Origin of the sequence: Serratia sp. PAMC26656 (genome assembly GCF_016469055.2) — a bacterium.
Lineage (GTDB): Bacteria > Pseudomonadota > Gammaproteobacteria > Enterobacterales > Enterobacteriaceae > Serratia > Serratia plymuthica.
The window spans coordinates 2,541,876-2,559,700 of the sequence record NZ_CP150486.1 but is presented as its reverse complement, the minus strand read 5'-3'; the positions used below and the strand labels follow the sequence as shown (position 1 = coordinate 2,559,700).

Genomic DNA, 17,825 nt, shown 5'->3' with positions numbered 1-17,825 from the left:
TGGTGCAGCATCAGGGCTCGGTGGTATATTTATTGCCACGCCCGCGGGCGCGATTAAGCCAGTGTTACCTTCCTTCGGCAACACTAACTCATAAGGATGAAACGATGAAAACACTTTCTACTCAACGACTGCTGCGCAGGATGCTGCCGGTCGCCATGCTGATGTTGATGGGTGCCTGGCAGGCTCCGGCGTTGGCTGCTACCTGCACTCAGGGCAGCACCTGCGTAACCGTCGATGGCAGCAACAGCGGCGCCATGAGCACCGAAGCGGCACGCCAGAGCAAAGAACAGTTTAACGACACCAAGTCCCTGCGCCATAAGGTCAACACCCGCGTGGAGAAAGAGTTCGACAAGGTAGACAAGGCGATTGATAGCGAAGACCGCTGCGACGACAGCCTGAACGTGAACGCCTACTGGGAACCGAACACCCGCAAGTGTCTGGATCGCCAGACCGGCCGTCAGATTAATCCTTAATCACGCTGCAGCAAGCGGCGAACGTTAACCTCAGCCGCCATTGCTGCTATTGTGACAACGGAAGCTCATGCTCAAATAAGGACGAATTGATGAAAAAAGCGCTTATCCTCGGTGCACTGCTGCTAACCGCAGCCCCCTTGGCAGCCTTGGCTTCATGCGAAAGCGTGAAGGCGGATATTTCACAGAAAATTGTCAAAAACGGCGTACCGGAATCCGGCTTCAAGCTGGACATCGTGCCCAATGACCAGGCTCAACAGGCTGGCGGATTGGTCGTTGGTCACTGCGAGAACGACACCCAGAAAATTGTCTATACCCGCCTGAGCAACGGCGATGACAACGGTGACGCGGCTCAGACCGGCACCAGCCAGGACACCAAAACCGCACAATAACTGCAGCTCAGGGCGCAACCGCGCCCTTTCCTTTCTTTATGCCTGTTCCGCCTCTTCACCCTCACCCTGCGGCCGATGCCGTGCGGGAATCAACATCGCCGCCGCCAGCGCCAGCAACGAAATCAGTGCGGAAACCAAAAACACCCAATGTAAAGAAGCGGCCACCTGTTGAATGACATCGGCCAGCTTTTCCGGCGTCATTGCGCCACGTACCGCCGGCTCCATCAGTTGCTGCACCGGATCGGCGGTTTGCGGCAGACGATACTGCAAGTTAAGGTTCAACGTTGCGCCCAGAATAGCGGTGCCGATGGCCGACCCCATCATCCGGGTGAAGACCGTACAGGCGGTGGCTATGCCGCGAATGCTGTGATGCGCGGCGTTTTGCACTGAAACCAGAAACGTGGTGTTGCACAGCCCCATGCCGGCACCCACCATAAAGGCCGCCAACCGCCCCCACAACAGACCGCCGTTCGGCTGCAGCAGCAATAAGATCAACCCGCCAGCGACCAACAATAGCGCCCCCAGCAAGGCGGTGGTACGGTAAGACGTCATCAGCATCAGTCGCCCGCTCAGGGTGCTAGCCAGCGGCCAACCGATCGACATCAGCGCCAGCGTGGTTCCGGCTTCCAGCGGCGTTCCGCCCATCACGCCCTGAATAAAGGTCGGCAGAAAAGCGCTGATCCCCATCATCGCCGCACCGATCACCACCCCGCCAATATTGCCGGCCACAATCACCCGGCTTTGCCATAATGCCAACGGGAACAGCGGCTCTGGCGCGCGGCGTTCCTGGCGGATCAGCAGCATCAGCGAAATCGCCGCCAGCGACAACAGCGGCAACACCCACCACCCCAGACTTTCCGCCTGCAGCAGCGACATTAGCAGCGCCGCGACAAACAGCGTCAGCCACGCCGTGCCCGCCAGATCCAACACGTGTTTCCGCACCTGTTTACTGGAAGGCAGATAGCGGCCGAGGAAAAACATCGCCAGCAGGCCGATTGGCAAGTTGACCCAGAACACCAGCGCCCAAGGCAAATGCTGGACGATAAACGCCCCCAGCAGCGGACCGATGATTGCCGACACACCCCACACGCTGGACAGATAGCCCATGACCTTCGGCCGCTCGGTCGCACTGTAGATATCGCCGATAATGGTGGTCGCAATCGGCATAATCGCCCCGGCACCCAGCCCCTGCAACAGCCGAAAACCAATCAGCCAGTACATGTTGGGCGAAAAACCGCACAACACCGATCCCAGTAAAAACAGCGATGCGCCAAAGAAAAATACCCGTTTGCGGCCCAATAGATCCGCCAGCCGGCCATAGATCGGAATGGTGATGGCCTGTGCCAGCAAATAGACCGCAAAGACCCAGCCCAGCAGCGAGAAACCGCCGAGATCGCCAATGATGGTCGGCATTGCCGTAGCGACAATGGTCGCCTCGATGGCTGACATGAACATTGCCAGCATGCAGGCGATCAGAATCAGCGGACGATGAGCGAGGGGTGCAGATGAGTCGTTATTTGTCATAGCGTTGTTTGGCTCTGGATTTTTATTGTCATCAAATTATACCCGCCGGGTTAAACGCTGCCGTAAGCTGTGTCTACTTCCCTGTTTTCAATGGCGAAAAACGCATCATTTGAACATTTGGTGACAACGTAACTGTAAATCAACGGAATTTATCGCTTCCCTGTTGAAACCACGATCCCAGCGGCGAATCTAAAAAGATTCTCTGGCCTTCGGCCGGACCGGCAAGCACAATGCCCAACTGAACCTTTCATTTTTCTCACGATTTTACCGCCTCATGAAACGATGGGTCCACTTGCATCACTATCGCGCCCTGCTGCGCCGCCTGTTTACCGCCATCTTTCTGGGCATTGCCGCCGCGTTGGTTGTTTGGCTGTTTCACCGCGCCATGCTCGGGTTGGAGTGGGCATTGCTCGATCACGAAGATGGCAGCCTGGTGGCCGCCGCCGCGGCATTACCGGGCTGGCGCAGAGCCTTGACTCCGGCTCTGGGCGGCCTGGTTGCAGGTTTGTTGCTGTGGGTTTATCAGCGTTATCAGCATCAGCGGCAAATAGCGCCCACCGATTATATGGAAGCGATAGAAACCGGCGACGGGCGGCTTGATGTCAGCGCCAGCCTGATTAAATGCCTGGCTTCATTGCTGGTGGTGTCCAGCGGCAGCGCTATCGGCCGCGAAGGTGCAATGATCCTGCTGGCGGCGCTGGTGGGATCGGTATTTGCCCAGCGTTTCACCCATGAGAAAGAGTGGAAACTGTGGGTGGCCTGCGGTGCGGCCGCCGGTATGGCCAGCGCCTATCACGCGCCGCTGGCGGGCAGCCTGTTTATCGCCGAAATTCTGTTTGGCACTCTGATGCTGGCTTCGCTCGGCCCGGTGGTGATTGCCGCCGTCAGCGCGCTGCTGGTGACTAATTTGCTCAACGGTGGCCAGGCGCCGCTGTATCTGGTAGAGCCGCTGCCTGCGCCCTGGCCGGTGCAATATCTGTTGATGGCGCTGCTCGGGATACTGGCCGGTATCTGCGGCCCGCTGTTCCTGTGGACGATGTCGGCTTCCGGCCATGCGTTCCGCTCGCTGCGCCTGACGCCGCCGCTACAGCTGGCGTTGGGCGGATTCATTGTTGGTTTGCTGTCGCTGCTGTTTCCTGAAGTGTGGGGCAATGGCTACAGCGTGGTGCAGTCTCTGCTCAGCGCGCCGCCCGGCGTATTGCTGGTCGGCGCCATTTTGATCTGCAAACTGTTGGCGGTGCTTGCCAGCAGTGGTTCCGGCGCGCCTGGCGGCGTGTTCACCCCAACGCTGTTTGTCGGGGCTGCGCTGGGCTCGCTGGTTGGGCAACTGTGCGCCACCTGGCCCGAACTGGGCGCGGCCGTACCGTTGCTGATGGCGTTGACCGGCATGGCGACCCTGTTGGCCGCCACCACTCACGCGCCGATCATGGCCGCGTTGATGGTGTTTGAGATGACCGGCGAATACACCTTGCTGCCCGGCATTCTGCTGGCCTGCGTGATAGCCACCACCGTGTCGCGCGGCTTGCGTTCAGTGTCGGTCTATCACAACGCCTAACGGTTCAGCAGCGCGGAGATATCGAGATAGTGCGCCAGTTCGCGCTGCTCGGCGCGCGGCAGATAAGGGATTTCGCCCAACAGCGGCGCAGGAATGCGTTGACGCAAGGCTTCAATAGTTTCTGCGTAATGCGCCAGCCCCGGGTTAATCCGGTTCGCTACCCATCCCAACAAAGGTAAGCCGTCATTAATGATCGACTGTGCGGTTAACAAGGCGTGGCTGACGCAACCCAGCTTGATTCCCACCACCAACACCACCGGCAATTGTTCCTGGATCACCCACTCGGCGTAGGGACGCAGATCGTTCATCAGCACACGCCAACCGCCGCTGCCCTCCACGACCACGGTGTCGGCTCTGGCGGACAAACTCTGCAACCCGCTGCTCATCACGCCGTAGTTGATATCCTCGGTGGCATTAGCGTGAAACACCTCATCCAGACAGGTGATGGGATTAATTTCTTCGTACGACAGCGGCAAAGTCGAAGACGCTTGTAAAACCAAAGCGTCTTTATTGCGAATGCCTTCGCTGGTTTCCTGACAATGCGCCGCGATCGGCTTATAGCCGGCTACCGAACGGCCCTGCGCGGCGAGCGCCTGCAGCAAGGCGCGGGAAACCACGGTTTTACCGACGTCGGTATCCGTGCCTGTTACAAATAAACGCTTTAACATGTCTTAATTGCCCCGAAATGCTCCATTAATCCAAATATCGCCGCATTAAGGCGAAGGAGACGAACGGGAAAATTCTAGGGGATGCTGAGCGCACAGGGCTTGAGGTAGCGCAATCTTTTGTCGTTAAACGATAAGTATTACTGATGCTACCCTTGCAACAGTTGCACCAACAGCGAACCGTTGTACAAGGCTTCCTTCACCAGTGCGGCACCGGGCATGGTGCCCTTGTTGAAGAACTGAGTAGATTCTACCTGTACATGGTCGCTGTAAGCCGGCAACGACTGCTGACGAATACAAGAGGCGATGGCCGGATGCAGGATTTCCGCCGCGCGATTCAGCGGTGAACCGACCAGGATTTTTTCAGGGTTGAACAAGTTGACCATGATCGCCAGGATACGCCCCACGCTGTGACCCACACCGAGGATGATATCTTTGGCCAGTTGATCGCCCGCCAGCGCCGCATCGCACAGGGATTCAGCCGTCAGCGGCGCGCCGTGCAGGCTGGAGCTCATGGAGGTCGCGAGACGCTGCTGGGCGATCTCCAGGATGTTTTCAATACTGGCGACGGTTTCCAGACAACCGTGGTTGCCGCAGTAACAGCGTTTACCGTAAGGATCGACCTGCGTATGACCAATCTCTACCACGCTGTGGCTGCCGCCGTGCAGCACCCGCCCGCCGGTGATCACACCCGCCCCGACGTTGTGGTCGATCACCACCTGAATCACGTTCTGGCTGCCGCGCGAGGCGCCATACAGCGCTTCGGCCATGGTCCAGGCGCTGATATCGTGCTGCAGATAGACCGGCAGCCCGGTGCGGGTTTCCAGCGCGGGGCCCAGCGGCATGTCCACGACATCGTAAAACGGCATACGGTGCACCACGCCGGAGGCCACATCAATCATGCCTGGCAGCGTAATGGCGATCGCCGTCAGCCGCTCAAGTTTGCTTTGATGGCGGATAAAAAATTGGTCAACTTCACTGAGAATGCGTTTTAGCAGTGGTTCAGGGTGTTCGGCGTCCAGCGGCAACAGCTCTTCCACCACCAGTTTACTGCTGAGATCGCGCAGCGCAAGCGTAATGGTGCCACGGCTGATGCGAGCGGAAAGGTAATGCCAGGCTTCGGTGTCCAGCACCAGCCCGACCGCAGGGCGCCCACGGCTGACGACGTCCTGATATTCGTTTTCTTTGACCAGATGCGCTTCCAGCAGCTCACGCACGATTTTGGTGATGCTGGCGGGGGCGAGCTGCGCGCGTTTTGACAGTTCGATGCGCGAAATTGGGCCCAGTTGATCGATTAACCGATAAACTGCCCCAGCATTTGTTTGTTTGATTTGATCGATATGCCCAGGCTGCCCAACAGCAATCACAAACCTGCTCCTACTATTTTTCGCGCTTCTAAATAAAGACTAGAGGCTATGGTGGGGCTTTTGTAATACAGCGTCAACTATTTGATTCGTTATGTGATTTACCGCACAAATTCTCCCTGCTTTCGTCGTGAATTGCGTTTTATTTGCGCAGCATTCCGTCACGGCAGCAATAGCGTCATCAGCGATTTGGCCGCTGCGGTCAGCGCCCTTTGGCGGTGATGCACCAACCAGACTTCGGTCATCGCCTCCGGTTCCGCCAGCGGCAGGTATTTCACCCCATCGACTTTCACCCGGCCAAAGGACGCCGGCAAAATAGAGATACCCAGCCCGGAAGACACCAGGCCGATGATGGTCATCGCTTCACCGACTTCCTGGGTGATATAAGGCGTGATCCCCGCTTTGGCCAACAGCGACAGGATTTCGTCATGCAGCGCCGTGCCTACCTCTCTCGAGAAAAACACAAAGGGTTCTTCCGCCAGATGCTGGAAACGCAAGGTGCCGGGCGCAACATGGGTTAGCGGATGCCCTTCCGGCACCACCGCGACCAGTGGCTCGCACAGCAACAGTTGATGTTTCAGCACCTCCGGCAAGCGCGTATTGCGCATCACGCCCAGATCCAACTCGCCGTTGAGCAGCGGTTCGATCTGTTGCTTGGTGTTCACTTCACGCATTTTTATATGCACATGCGGGTGCTGTTGACGGTAAGCACGCAAACTGCGCGATACCACGCTGATAAACGGCGCCGAAGAGGTGAAACCAATGGTCAACTCGCCCAATTCGCCACGCTCCAGTCGCGCGGCCTTCTCCGCCGCACGGCTGACCTGATCGAGCACCTGATAAGCCTCTTTCAGGAACATTTCCCCTGCCTGCGTCAGGCTGACATTGCGGTTGTTACGTGCCAACAAACGTGCGCCGACCATTTCCTCCAACGCCTGGATTTGCTGACTGAGCGGCGGTTGCGAAATGCGCAGACGTTCCGCCGCACGACCGAAATGCAGTTCTTCCGCCACGGCGACAAAATAGCGCAGGTGTCTCAGTTCGATATTCATACTTTAAACGTCTTAATTTGAATTATTAATATATTAGACAAAAAACTGAGCTCTCCCTATCATTTTGTTAACCCATGATGTGCTGGTTTAAATCTCCCGACGTTCGGTAAGGAAAGACTGTGACAACCCCTGTGCGTTCTGCGGCTAGCATGCCGTCGACGCTGGCCGCCAACGACGATGCGGCTGCTGCGCCAAAAGCCAAACGCTCCACCCTGAATAAACTCCCTTACATCGAACGCGGAACGCCGCAGTTTATGCGCGTTACCCTGGCGCTGTTTTCTGCCGGGTTGGCTACTTTCGCCCTGCTGTACTGCGTGCAGCCGATCCTGCCGGTTCTGTCGCAAGACTTTGGCATCTCGCCGGCGGAAAGCAGCCTGTCACTGTCGGCATCCACCGGCCTGCTGGCACTCGGTCTGATGTTTACCGGCCCGCTGTCCGATGCCATCGGTCGTAAATCGGTGATGGTGGTGGCGCTGTTGCTGGCGGCAATATGCACCCTGATTTGCGCCTTTATGACCAGTTGGCACGGTATCTTGCTGATGCGTGCGCTGATTGGGCTGTCGCTGAGCGGCGTGGCCGCCGTTGGCATGACTTACCTCAGCGAAGAAATCCACCCCAGCTTTGTCGCCTTTTCGATGGGGCTTTATATCAGCGGTAACTCCATCGGCGGCATGAGCGGCCGCCTGGTAACCGGGGTGCTGACCGATTTCTTCTCCTGGCGTGTGTCGCTGGCGGTGATCGGGTTGTTCGCGCTGGCCGCCGCCTGCATGTTCTGGCGCATTTTGCCCGCCTCTACGCATTTCCGCGCCAGTTCGCTACGCCCGCGTACCTTGCTGATTAACTTCAGGCTGCATTGGCACGACAAGGGCCTGCCGCTGCTGTTTGCCGAAGGTTTTCTGCTGATGGGCAGCTTTGTCACTATGTTCAACTACATTGGTTACCGCCTGCTGTCCGATCCTTATTACCTCAGCCAGGCGATTGTCGGCCTGCTGTCGGTGGTGTATCTGACCGGCTCTTACAGCTCACCGAAAGCTGGCGCAATGACCTCTCGTTTCGGTCGTGGCCCGGTTCTGCTGACTTCGATCCTGATTATGCTGATCGGTATCCTGATTACCGCACTGGCGCCGGTAGCGGTTATTTTTATCGGCATGATGCTGTTTACCGCCGGTTTCTTTGCCGCCCATTCGGTTGCCAGCAGTTGGATCGGCCGCCGGGCGCGGCGCGCCAAAGGCCAGGCGTCCTCGCTTTATCTGTTTTGCTATTACGTCGGTTCCAGCGTCGCCGGTACGCTCGGCGGCGTGTTCTGGCACAGCTTCGGCTGGAGCGGTGTAGTGGCGTTTATCAGCGTAATGCTGCTGCTGGCTCTGCTGGTAGTGCATTATCTGAAGAAACTGCCGGAAGCGGCGCGCGTCTGACCCCTATCCTTACCGCCTGTGCGCAGAAACAGGCGACAACCTAAATCCCCCTGCCAGGCTGGTCCGCTGGGAGCCTGGTGTTATCACTGTGGCTGAGGTTGCCCTTTCGTTTGCCGTTCTCTTATTGTATGTTGTAACTAAAATACGAGGTGAATGATGGATAAATACGGTCTAATCGGCAGGATGAATGCGTGTTTCACCGAGCTGGAGCAGGCTCTGGCCGCGCTCCACCAGCAGATCCTCCCGCTGCGGCTGCTGGCGGCACGGGTGTTCAGCCTGCCGGAAATCGAGAAAGGCAAAGAGCACGCGGCGGTGGAACAGATCGCCGTCGAGCAGCATCTCAGCCAGGCGGCGCGCGACCTCGCACTGGAGCACTACCAGCGGCTGTTTATCCATCACAATAAACACAACGTCAGCAGCAAGGCTGCGGTACGCTTACCCGGCGTGATCTGTCTGGCCGTGGAACTGCCGCAATACCGGGCATTGCAGGCGCAGATCGCCCTGATTAATCGGCTTAAGGCCGAATTGGAGCAGATTATCACCGTCGATTCGGGCCTGGCGCCGGAGCAGCGGTTTGATTTCGTCCACACTCACCTGCATGGCCTGATCACCCTCAGCGCCTATCGCGCCATCACCCCCCTGAGCAACCCTGATTCGGTCCGCTTCGGCTGGGCCAATAAACACATTATCAAAAACGTGAAACGCGACGATATTTTGGCTCAGTTGGAAAAGAGCCTAAAGGCCGGGCGCGCAGTGCCGCCACATAATCGCGAGCAGTGGGCAGAATTGGTTAGCCGCGAGATCGATGATGTCAGCCGCCTGCCGCAACAGGCGGTGCTGAAAATCAAACGCCCGGTGAAGGTACAGCCGATCGCCCGTGTGTGGTATCAGGAGCAGCAAAAACAGGTGCAACACCCCTGTCCGCTGCCGCTGATCGCCCTGTGCCAGGAGGAAAGCGGCGCACAGGTGCCGAAGATTGGCGAACTGCTCAATTACGACGCCGCAACGGTCAAGCACAAGTACAAACCGGATGCCAAACCGCTGCGGCTACTGGTCAAACGGCTACATCTGTATACCGACGCGCCTACAGGTTGAGCGCGTAGCCCCGCAGACGGTGGCCGTCCGGATCGGTGGCGACGAAGGTATAACCGAAATCGAGCGACACCGGTTGCTGGATAATCTCCACCCCCAGCTCACGCCACTGCTGACAAAGCGCGTCTACTTGCTGCGGTTGCTCGCACAGAAAACCAATCTCACCGCCACCACCGGCAGCCGTTGCGGTCGGTTCTACGGTATGCTTCGACCACATCGCCAGTTTGAAGCCGTTACTCAGTACAAACAGCGCGAAAGTGGGTGAAAACTCCACCGGCTCCCGCCCCAGTAACCGGCGATAAAAAACGACGCTTTTTTCCGGGCTATCGACGTAAAGCAGAGTCATGTTTGGGGTTGTCATCAGACTGTCCTCATGGCTGAAGGGAACCGGCGGCTCCCGATAGCGATAAATTAGCCCGCCCTGCTGACAGTTTTTGGCAGTAGTGATTATTGTTTACTGGGGAGTAATTCCTTGAGTTTCATACCACTCTTTCAACAGCCCGCGGCGGCCGCGTGGGTAACGCTGCGCCAGCGGCGTCGCCAGACGGATACGATCGAGGCGGAAATGACGGAACTCCTGGCGCAGCTCGCACCAGGCGACCAGCATGCGAGCCTGTTCAAAATAGCCAAGCGCGAACGGCCACAGAATGCGTTCGCTGACTTTACCGGCAAGATCGCAATAATTTACGGCGAGCTTGCGCTCCTGGCGGATAACATCGCGGATCAACATCACCGTTTCGTCCGCCACCTGCGCCACGTCTATCGGCCCAATCAGCAGGGTGTTGGCTTCCAACTCATCGCGCAGCGCGGCGGGCAAAACGTCGGCAATTTTCGCCAGCGCATTATTCGCCGCGCCGGCCAGTTGAGTGTCGCCACGCCGCCCCACCCAGCGCATTCCCAGTACCAGCGCTTCAATTTCCTGCGGCGAGAACATCAGCGGCGGCAGCATAAAGCCAGGCCGCAACACATAACCCACCCCCGCTTCCCCGACGATCTCCGCCCCCTGCTGTTGCAACGTGGCGATATCGCGGTACAGCGTACGCATGCTGATGTTCATTTCCTGCGCCAGCGCATGGCCGGCGACCGGATAACGATGACGCCGCAGGATCTGCATCAGATCCAGTAAACGTTCGGTACGTGACATGTCATGACTCCTTGCGCAAGGCTTGCTGGACAACATCGGCGAATGCCCTGGCTTTGGCGGGGGCGAAATGGCCGCCAGGAAATACGGCCCAGAGTTCTAACGGCGGCAATTGCCAATCGGTCATGACCTTCATAACGGCCCCACTTTGCAATTCACTGCGAAACAACCCTTCGCCGGCCACAGTGGCGCCAAATCCAGACAGCACCAACTCACGCAAGCATTCGGCGGCATTGACCCGCATTCGCCCCTGTAAACGCAGCGACCGGGTTTCCCCATGCCGGCTGAATGACCAATTTTCAGCGCCGCTACGGCGTTGATAGACCACCATTTCATGCTGCGCCAAATCTTCGGGTCGCAGAGGAACGCCTGCGGAGGAAAAGTAAGCTGCGGTCCCCATTACGCATTGTTCTATTTCACCCAATTTGCGAGCGGTAAAGGTCGAGTCGTCCAGGCTGCCGGTGCAAAGCGCGATATCCACACCTTCCTCTATCAGTGACAGATTGCCGTCATCCAGCAACAGATCGATGCCCAAACGAGGGTTGGCTTGCAGAAAGGCGGTTAAATCGGGCAAGGCAACTATTCGGGCAAATACCGCCGCGGAGGAAACCCGTAGCCTGCCGCTTAATCCCGCTCCGCCTTCCCGAACCAAGGATTCCGTTTCCGCCAGTTCATTCAGGATACGTTTCGCCCGTTGATAAAGTTGTTGGCCGGCATCCGTGGGCCGCAGCCCGTGCGTAGAGCGCAGCATCAATCGCGTATTCAACTGTTGTTCGAGCCGGGCCACGGTTTTTGAAACCGCCGGTTGCCCTACGTTCAATCTGCGGGCGGCGGCGGTGAAAGACTCCGTTTCGCACACGCAGATAAAGGTTTCCAAATCAGAAAATTTGCCCACATCATTCCTTAAGGGAATAACCATTAGCTATTTTGGCAGTCTACACTGGCCGTTAAGGAATGGGCAAGATGGCGATAATAACGTCCCCCCAACAGGAGCCATGATGAAACTTCAGGACAAACTCGACGCCTTCAAGGCTGAATTTGAAGCCGGTAAATTGCCCTTTACGCTGGAGGCACAGGATCATGAGCTGATGCGCCGTGCAATAAATGAACTTAACGCCACCGGCGCCGCTGCACGAGCGTTGAAATGCGGCGATAAAGCCCCCGCGTTTGAGTTACCGAATGCGGAAAATACGCGCTTGTCTTCCCACGATCTTCTGGCGAATGGGCCGTTGATTATCAACTTCTTTCGCGGTGCGTGGTGCCCTTACTGCAACATCGAGCTACAGGCACTGGAAGCCGCTCAGCCGGAATTGAGATCCCGCCAGGCGCAACTGGTGGCAATTTCCCCCCAGACGACGCGCGGCAACCGCCAATCAATCCGCGACAATGCGCTCACCTTTCCTTTGCTTAGCGATCATGGCAATCAACTGGCCGCACTTTTCGGGCTACGTTATACGCTGCCGGACAGCCTGCGCGAGCTGTATCGCAACCGACTCAATCTCGATTTAACCACGTTAAATCAGGACGACAGCGGCACGCTCCCGATGCCGGCACGCTATGTCATCGCCCAAGATGGCCGAATCCTTTATGCCGAAGTGAATGCCGATTACACCCGGCGGCCAGACCCGCTGAGCCTGTTGCCGATACTCGACGCTTTACGCTGATACCAAAAGGGGCGCAGTCATGAATGAACTGCGCCCCCGGTGACGATCAACGGTGGGAGGTTACTTCTTCATGCTGCCTACCATTTCTTCCGGGCGCACCCATTGATCGAATTGCTGCTCGGTCAGGTAACCCAGTTTCAGCGCTGCGGCTTTTAGCGTCAGCCCTTCTTTATGCGCTTTCTTGGCGATTTCCGCCGCTTTGTCATAGCCGATATGGGTATTCAAGGCGGTAACCAGCATCAAAGATTCGTTCAACAGCTGGCTAATGCGATCGCGGTTGGGTTCGATGCCCACCGCGCAGTGCTCATTAAAGCCCTGCATGCCGTCGGCCAGCAGCCGGATAGACTGCAGATAGTTGTGGATCACCATCGGGCGGAACACGTTCAGTTCAAAGTTGCCGGAGGCGCCGCCGATATTCACCGCCACGTCGTTGCCCAGCACCTGAGCGCACAGCATGGTCATCGCCTCGCACTGGGTCGGGTTGACCTTGCCCGGCATGATGGAGCTGCCCGGTTCGTTTTCCGGGATGGAAATTTCGCCGATGCCGCAACGCGGGCCGGAGGACAACCAACGCACATCGTTGGCGATTTTCATTAATGAGGCCGCCAGCCCTTTCAGCGCGCCGTGCCCATGCACCAACGCATCGCAGGTCGCCAACGCTTCAAATTTGTTGGGCGCGGTAACGAACGGCTGCCGGGTCAGGTCAGCCAGCGCCCTGGCGACGCGCACCGCATATTCAGGATGGGTGTTCAGCCCGGTACCCACCGCCGTGCCGCCCAGCGCCAGCTCGCAAATGTGCGGAATGCTGGCTTCGATGTGCTGCAAATTATGTTGCAGCATCGCCGCCCAGCCGGAAATTTCCTGGCCTAGCGTCAGCGGTGTGGCGTCCTGCAGATGGGTGCGGCCGATTTTGACGATATCGCGGAAGGCTTCCGCTTTGTCGCTCAGCGTTTTGTGCAGCACTTTCAGTTCGGGGATCAGATGCTCGCGCACCGCTATCACCGCCGCCACGTGCATCGCGGTCGGGAACACGTCGTTGGAGCTCTGGCTCTTGTTGACGTCATCGTTCGGGTGCACGCGCCGCTCTTCGCCGCGAACCCCACCCAATAGCTCGCTGGCGCGATTGGCCAGCACTTCGTTCATGTTCATGTTGGTTTGGGTGCCGGAACCGGTTTGCCAGATCGACAGAGGGAATTCGTCCGGGTGTTTGTCCGCCAACACCTCATCGGCGGCGTTGATAATGGCATCGGCGCGTTCCGCAGGCAGCAGCCCCAGATCCCGATTTACCCCGGCGGCGGCGCGTTTGGTCAGCGCCAGTGCATGAATCAATGCCGTCGGCATCTTTTCGGAAGAAATGCGAAAATGCGCCAGAGAACGCTGCGTTTGCGCGCCCCATAGCCGATCGGCCGGCACTTCGATGGGCCCCATGGAGTCTTTTTCAATACGAACGGCTGCCATCACTGTCTCCTTAGTACAATTCCTAAAAATGTACGATTACGCCAACGCGCTCAAGCCCGTCGACACGCCCATTCAGTATAGTGACATAATAACTATTCGCATTAAGAGAGTTACCTCACAGCATTTTTTCTTCATTGCCTTTTTTAATGCATGGCTATTATTTCGTTGCCGCTTCCCCCCTGCGCCCCGTCCGCTCGTCATTAATGCGCCAATACAATAAAAAGCGCCATCGGACGCTTGGTTCAGTTATTTTCGCTAACCTGTCGCGATTGATTTAATGATGATGCTGATTGTAGGCATTAATCCTTTCATCTTGCAGATGATTGATTTCATCATAAGCATCCTGCCGTTCGTTATGGCGATATAACCCTACGCCGACCGCCGTGGCGGCAGCCGCGACGGGGTGAGTTACCGTCGGTGCCACAGTCACTACAACCGGCGCCGGTGCCACGATAACCGGCGCTGGAACAACGATCGCCGGGCGCGACATCACCACGACCGGACGACGAACAGCATAACCATAAGCATGAGTAACAACGACAGCCGCATGGGCGCCAGAAGTACACATAATTAAAACCAGTAATAATTTTTTCATCAGCGCCTCAGCGTTTAAATAGCAGATACTCAAAGAGTCCATTTAATTACGTGCACTGTATAGCTGTACTGTTTTCCGATTTAAGCCCTTTGTGTGATTGCCAATAAAAAAAACCTATAATGATGATATAAATATTCAGTGAGTAATAATTCACGTCAGAATTCACACATTGAAATATAACGGTGTAAAATAACGCCAAAATGGCATTTTGCGTTTCCATTAATAGCCAGAGCAAAACCTGCCGGTGCAACACCCTCTTCACAATCCCTTTTTACCGGCGTTTTTTTACCCAACCGCAACCCCGTCGAACCGCCAGAGGCATTTGTGACGCTTATTGTTATCACGTTATACTTTGCCAATACCGAACAGCAGCGCGCTGCAAATGTTATTTACCGTCTGAAGGACGCAAGTGCACCCCTTGTTTGATCGCGCACCTGATTAAGCGCCATCGGATGAGCGTATGATGGGTGCGCAGAGTCTGCTTGTTTTAGCCCTATATCAGTTAGCTACTCCCGCCACTTTGGCGGCGAACGCAAAGGATGTTTATCAAGATGCAAAAAATGACCAACGCAGTGCAAAACTATGCATGGGGCAGTCACGACGCCTTAACCCGGCTGTATGGCATCGCCAATCCGCAGAGGCAACCGATGGCGGAGCTGTGGATGGGCGCTCACCCGAAGAGCAGCTCCCGCGTGGCGGATGCCAACGGTAATTTGCGATCGCTGCGCGACCTCATTGATGAAGACCAATCCAAACAGCTAGGTACCGACGTTGCCCACCGCTTCGGCGAACTGCCGTTCCTGTTCAAAGTACTGTGCGCCGATCAGCCGCTGTCGATCCAGGTGCACCCCAGCAAGTCCGCCGCCGTTGTGGGTTTTGCCAAAGAAAACGCCGCCGGCGTTCCGCTGGATGCGGCCGAGCGCAATTATAAGGACCCAAACCACAAACCGGAGCTGGTGTTTGCGCTGACCCCGTTCCTGGCGATGAACGGCTTCCGCGAGCTGTCAGACATCGTTTCTCTGCTGCAGCCTATTGCCGGTGCGCACCATGATATCGCCGCCTTCCTGCAACAACCGGACGTCGCGCACCTGTCAACGCTGTTTGCCAGCTTGCTGGCGATGAGCGGCGAGCAGAAGTCGCTGGCGCTAGGGGTGCTGAAAGCCGCGCTGAACAACCAACAGGGCGAACCCTGGGATACTTTGCGCTTTATCGCCGGTTTCTACCCGGACGACAGCGGCCTGTTCTCGCCGCTGCTGTTGAATGTGGTACAACTCAAACCGGGCGAAGCGATGTTCCTGTATGCCGAAACACCGCATGCGTACCTGAAAGGCGTGGCGCTGGAAGTCATGGCCAACTCGGACAACGTGCTGCGCGCAGGTCTGACGCCTAAATTTATCGATATTCCTGAATTGCTGGCCAACCTGCAGTTCCGTCCGCAGCCGGTTTCCGGCCTGCTGACCCAACCGGAAAAACGCGGCGATGAGTTGTTCTTCCCGATCCCGGTAGAGGATTTTGCCTTCTCGCTGCACGACCTCTCCGCTACACCGCAGACGCTGGCGCAAAACAGCGCGGCCATCGTGTTCTGCGTCGAAGGCGAAGCGGTGCTGGAAAAACAGGGTCAGCAACTGGCGCTGAAGCCGGGTGAGTCCTGCTTTATCGGTGCTTTCGAGTCCCCGATCAGCGTTAGCGGTTCAGGCCGAATCGCGCGCGTTTATAATCTGTTGCCGTAGTCACTCGGTAAATTTCAGCAAATTAGTTGCTAAAAAGAGTGGGTTACCTTCACAATTAAACGCCTGCGGGCGTTTTTTTGTTGGCCCAAACTTGCCCATCCATCTGTTTGCAACAGATGGCTTAATAAAGGATGAACAGAACTATGAAAAAATCGTTAGTCGCTGTCAGCGTCATTGTGGTTCTTGGCGCGGCATGGACCGGGGCTTCCTGGTACACCGGCAAACTGATCGAGCAACGGATGGGTGAAGTGGTTGATAATGCCAACAGCCAACTGAAAGCCTACCTGCCGAAAGCCGGTGTCAAACTGGGGTATGAAAATTACCAGCGCGGCATTTTCAGCAGTAAAATCCGTTATGTGCTGCGCGCCGACGGCAGCGTCACCACCGACGATGCCGCACTGAAACCCGGCGACGAAGTGGCGTTCCTGGAAACCATCGATCACGGCCCTTTCCCGTTCGCCCAACTGAAAAAATTCAATCTGTTGCCAAGCATGGCCTCGGTGCATACCGAGCTGGAAAATACCCCGGCAACCAAGGGCCTGTTTGACATTACCAAAGGCAAGTCGCTGTTCACTGCCGACTCGCGCATTTCATACAGCGGCGACACCTCGTCGGCCATTGACGTGATCCCGCTGGAATACACCAAAGACAAATCGGCGCTGAAGTTCAGCGGTGCCACCATCAATGCCGATGTCTCTCGCGATATGAAGGCCTTCACCCTGGACGCCGGCAGCGACAGCGCCGTGATCAGCGGCCCTAACCAGTTCGGCCAAATCGAACAGGTTACCTTGCAGGGCGCCACGCTGAAGAGCCAAACTCATGCCGGCCAGTTCGATCTCAGCCTGGGTGACCAGAACATGGCGGTGAAGCAGATCAAGGTTGCCGTTGACGGTAAAGATACCCTGACGCTGGACGGCTTTAATCTGGCAAGCAAGTTCGGCGAGAAAGACAGCAACCTGAACGGCCAGATCGATTACACCATGGATGCGCTGAAAATCCAGAACAGCGACTTCGGCTCCGGCAAACTGTCGCTGAAAATCGACAAACTGGACGCCAAGTCGCTGAAAGAGTTTGCTGACCGTTACAACCAGCAAGCGCTGGCGATGCTGCAACAGGGTCAACCTGTCGATCCGGTCGCTTACCAGCAGCAAACCACCGATATCTTGCTGCAAAACCTGCCGCTGCTGCTGAAAGGCAACCCGAACATCAGCATCGCCCCGCTGAGCTGGAAAAACAGCAAGGGTGAAAGTACCTTTACCCTGAATCTGGACCTGACCGATCCGGCGCAGGCCGGCTCCCCGGCACAATCTCCGGACCAGCTGATTGCCCGTTCGGTGAAAAAACTGGACGCCAGCCTGAGCATTCCGGTCGCGATGGCCACCGAAACCACCTCACAGACGGCATTGCTGCAAGGCTATAGCGCGGAAGAAGCGCAAAAACTGGCACAGCAACAGGTGCAGGGGCTGGCGGCGATGGGCCAGATGTTCAAACTGACCACCCTGAAAGACGACGTGATTGGCAGCAGCTTCCACTACGCCGACAACCAGGTTGATCTGAACGGCAATAAAATGACGCTGCAAGAGTTCATCGGCATGTTTGGCCTGCTGGGTGCGCCGGCACAAGATGAAGCGCCGGCTCAGGACGCAGTTCCTGCACCGGCACAGTAAGCAATAAATCGTTGTTCGCCGGGGCTCCTGTACGGAGCCCC

The 17,825-nt window shown here is 56.9% G+C and carries 17 protein-coding genes; 8 read left to right on the top strand and 9 right to left on the bottom strand.

All coding sequences use genetic code 11. The features are described from left to right. Positions 1 to 104: 104 nt before the first annotated feature. The gene (locus JEM67_RS13120) at positions 105 to 473 is read left to right on the top strand and encodes a DUF1283 family protein (protein WP_199639265.1); all 369 of its coding nucleotides are present in this window, start codon (positions 105 to 107) and stop codon (positions 471 to 473) included. A gap of 89 nt (positions 474 to 562) precedes the next feature. After that, complete coding sequence (locus JEM67_RS13115) at positions 563 to 862, top strand: DUF1161 domain-containing protein (RefSeq protein ID WP_013812766.1); 300 nt, start codon at positions 563 to 565, stop codon at positions 860 to 862. A 36-nt stretch (positions 863 to 898) separates the two neighbouring features. Here JEM67_RS13115 and JEM67_RS13110 read toward each other — a convergent pair whose 3' ends face one another. Next, a complete protein-coding gene (locus JEM67_RS13110; RefSeq protein WP_199639263.1) occupies positions 899 to 2,386 on the bottom strand; it encodes an MDR family MFS transporter in 1,488 nt (495 codons plus the stop codon). Positions 2,387 to 2,660: 274 nt separating this feature from the next. Between JEM67_RS13110 and clcB the strand changes: the two genes are divergently transcribed. Continuing rightward, entirely contained in the window at positions 2,661 to 3,941 is a 1,281-nt protein-coding gene (clcB, locus tag JEM67_RS13105) for a voltage-gated ClC-type chloride channel ClcB (protein WP_199639261.1), read from the top strand. Here the strand turns inward: clcB and bioD are convergent. The 3 genes from bioD to JEM67_RS13090 form a co-directional block, all read right to left on the bottom strand. Beyond that, a complete protein-coding gene (gene bioD, locus JEM67_RS13100; RefSeq protein WP_013812763.1) occupies positions 3,938 to 4,609 on the bottom strand; it encodes a dethiobiotin synthase in 672 nt (223 codons plus the stop codon). The two genes, clcB and bioD, sit on opposite strands and share 4 nt — an antisense overlap. Positions 4,610 to 4,755: 146 nt before the next feature. Continuing rightward, positions 4,756 to 5,973, bottom strand: coding sequence for a sugar metabolism global transcriptional regulator Mlc (mlc, locus tag JEM67_RS13095; RefSeq protein WP_199639259.1), 1,218 nt, complete (start codon positions 5,971 to 5,973; stop codon positions 4,756 to 4,758). 158 nt (positions 5,974 to 6,131) lie between these two features. Then, on the bottom strand, positions 6,132 to 7,022 hold the full coding sequence (locus tag JEM67_RS13090) for a LysR family transcriptional regulator (protein WP_013812761.1): 891 nt from the start codon (positions 7,020 to 7,022) through the stop codon (positions 6,132 to 6,134). 149 nt (positions 7,023 to 7,171) lie between these two features. Here JEM67_RS13090 and JEM67_RS13085 point away from each other — a divergent pair, with 149 nt between their 5' ends. Both JEM67_RS13085 and tus read left to right on the top strand, forming a co-directional pair. After that, positions 7,172 to 8,437 carry an MFS transporter gene (locus JEM67_RS13085; RefSeq protein WP_199639387.1) on the top strand — a complete coding sequence of 422 codons (1,266 nt, stop codon included), beginning with the start codon at positions 7,172 to 7,174 and terminating at the stop codon, positions 8,435 to 8,437. A 156-nt stretch (positions 8,438 to 8,593) separates the two neighbouring features. Continuing rightward, entirely contained in the window at positions 8,594 to 9,532 is a 939-nt protein-coding gene (gene tus / locus JEM67_RS13080) for a DNA replication terminus site-binding protein (RefSeq protein WP_199639385.1), read from the top strand. On the opposite strand, the gene JEM67_RS13075 is transcribed toward tus, so the two are convergent. From JEM67_RS13075 to JEM67_RS13065, 3 genes are all read right to left on the bottom strand, one after another. Beyond that, positions 9,522 to 9,890 carry a VOC family protein gene (locus tag JEM67_RS13075; protein WP_199639257.1) on the bottom strand — a complete coding sequence of 123 codons (369 nt, stop codon included), beginning with the start codon at positions 9,888 to 9,890 and terminating at the stop codon, positions 9,522 to 9,524. The two genes, tus and JEM67_RS13075, sit on opposite strands and share 11 nt — an antisense overlap. 93 nt (positions 9,891 to 9,983) lie before the next feature. After that, positions 9,984 to 10,673, bottom strand: a complete 690-nt coding sequence (locus JEM67_RS13070) for a helix-turn-helix transcriptional regulator (RefSeq protein ID WP_013812757.1) — start codon at positions 10,671 to 10,673, stop codon at positions 9,984 to 9,986. Position 10,674: 1 nt separating this feature from the next. Continuing rightward, positions 10,675 to 11,565 (bottom strand): LysR family transcriptional regulator, encoded by an 891-nt coding sequence (locus JEM67_RS13065; RefSeq protein ID WP_199639255.1) that lies wholly within the window; start codon positions 11,563 to 11,565, stop codon positions 10,675 to 10,677. A 100-nt stretch (positions 11,566 to 11,665) separates the two neighbouring features. Here JEM67_RS13065 and JEM67_RS13060 point away from each other — a divergent pair, with 100 nt between their 5' ends. Then, positions 11,666 to 12,334 (top strand): peroxiredoxin-like family protein, encoded by a 669-nt coding sequence (locus JEM67_RS13060; RefSeq protein ID WP_233527868.1) that lies wholly within the window; start codon positions 11,666 to 11,668, stop codon positions 12,332 to 12,334. Positions 12,335 to 12,394: 60 nt separating this feature from the next. Here JEM67_RS13060 and fumC read toward each other — a convergent pair whose 3' ends face one another. Then, the gene (gene fumC, locus JEM67_RS13055; RefSeq protein ID WP_199639253.1) at positions 12,395 to 13,792 is read right to left on the bottom strand and encodes a class II fumarate hydratase; all 1,398 of its coding nucleotides are present in this window, start codon (positions 13,790 to 13,792) and stop codon (positions 12,395 to 12,397) included. Between the two features lie 274 nt (positions 13,793 to 14,066). After that, positions 14,067 to 14,387, bottom strand: a complete 321-nt coding sequence (locus JEM67_RS13050; protein ID WP_199639251.1) for a hypothetical protein — start codon at positions 14,385 to 14,387, stop codon at positions 14,067 to 14,069. Positions 14,388 to 14,938: 551 nt separating this feature from the next. Between JEM67_RS13050 and manA the strand changes: the two genes are divergently transcribed. Both manA and JEM67_RS13040 read left to right on the top strand, forming a co-directional pair. Beyond that, entirely contained in the window at positions 14,939 to 16,117 is a 1,179-nt protein-coding gene (gene manA, locus JEM67_RS13045) for a mannose-6-phosphate isomerase (protein ID WP_199639249.1), read from the top strand. A 143-nt stretch (positions 16,118 to 16,260) separates the two neighbouring features. Further along, positions 16,261 to 17,784 carry a YdgA family protein gene (locus JEM67_RS13040; protein WP_199639247.1) on the top strand — a complete coding sequence of 508 codons (1,524 nt, stop codon included), beginning with the start codon at positions 16,261 to 16,263 and terminating at the stop codon, positions 17,782 to 17,784. Positions 17,785 to 17,825 lie beyond the last annotated feature (41 nt).

What these genes read in the sequence shown, in the direction of transcription:
- bioD (WP_013812763.1), bottom strand. Translation starts at nt 4,609, where the DNA reads ATGTTAAAGCGTTTATTTGTAACAGGCACGGATACCGACGTCGGTAAA.
- JEM67_RS13090 (WP_013812761.1), bottom strand. Translation starts at nt 7,022, where the DNA reads ATGAATATCGAACTGAGACACCTGCGCTATTTTGTCGCCGTGGCGGAA.
- tus (WP_199639385.1), top strand. Translation starts at nt 8,594, where the DNA reads ATGGATAAATACGGTCTAATCGGCAGGATGAATGCGTGTTTCACCGAG.
- JEM67_RS13050 (WP_199639251.1), bottom strand. Translation starts at nt 14,387, where the DNA reads ATGAAAAAATTATTACTGGTTTTAATTATGTGTACTTCTGGCGCCCAT.
- JEM67_RS13075 (WP_199639257.1), bottom strand. Translation starts at nt 9,890, where the DNA reads ATGACAACCCCAAACATGACTCTGCTTTACGTCGATAGCCCGGAAAAA.
- JEM67_RS13085 (WP_199639387.1), top strand. Translation starts at nt 7,172, where the DNA reads ATGCCGTCGACGCTGGCCGCCAACGACGATGCGGCTGCTGCGCCAAAA.
- JEM67_RS13060 (WP_233527868.1), top strand. Translation starts at nt 11,666, where the DNA reads ATGATGAAACTTCAGGACAAACTCGACGCCTTCAAGGCTGAATTTGAA.
- JEM67_RS13110 (WP_199639263.1), bottom strand. Translation starts at nt 2,386, where the DNA reads ATGACAAATAACGACTCATCTGCACCCCTCGCTCATCGTCCGCTGATT.
- JEM67_RS13070 (WP_013812757.1), bottom strand. Translation starts at nt 10,673, where the DNA reads ATGTCACGTACCGAACGTTTACTGGATCTGATGCAGATCCTGCGGCGT.
- fumC (WP_199639253.1), bottom strand. Translation starts at nt 13,792, where the DNA reads ATGGCAGCCGTTCGTATTGAAAAAGACTCCATGGGGCCCATCGAAGTG.
- JEM67_RS13040 (WP_199639247.1), top strand. Translation starts at nt 16,261, where the DNA reads ATGAAAAAATCGTTAGTCGCTGTCAGCGTCATTGTGGTTCTTGGCGCG.
- manA (WP_199639249.1), top strand. Translation starts at nt 14,939, where the DNA reads ATGCAAAAAATGACCAACGCAGTGCAAAACTATGCATGGGGCAGTCAC.
- clcB (WP_199639261.1), top strand. Translation starts at nt 2,661, where the DNA reads ATGAAACGATGGGTCCACTTGCATCACTATCGCGCCCTGCTGCGCCGC.
- JEM67_RS13115 (WP_013812766.1), top strand. Translation starts at nt 563, where the DNA reads ATGAAAAAAGCGCTTATCCTCGGTGCACTGCTGCTAACCGCAGCCCCC.
- JEM67_RS13120 (WP_199639265.1), top strand. Translation starts at nt 105, where the DNA reads ATGAAAACACTTTCTACTCAACGACTGCTGCGCAGGATGCTGCCGGTC.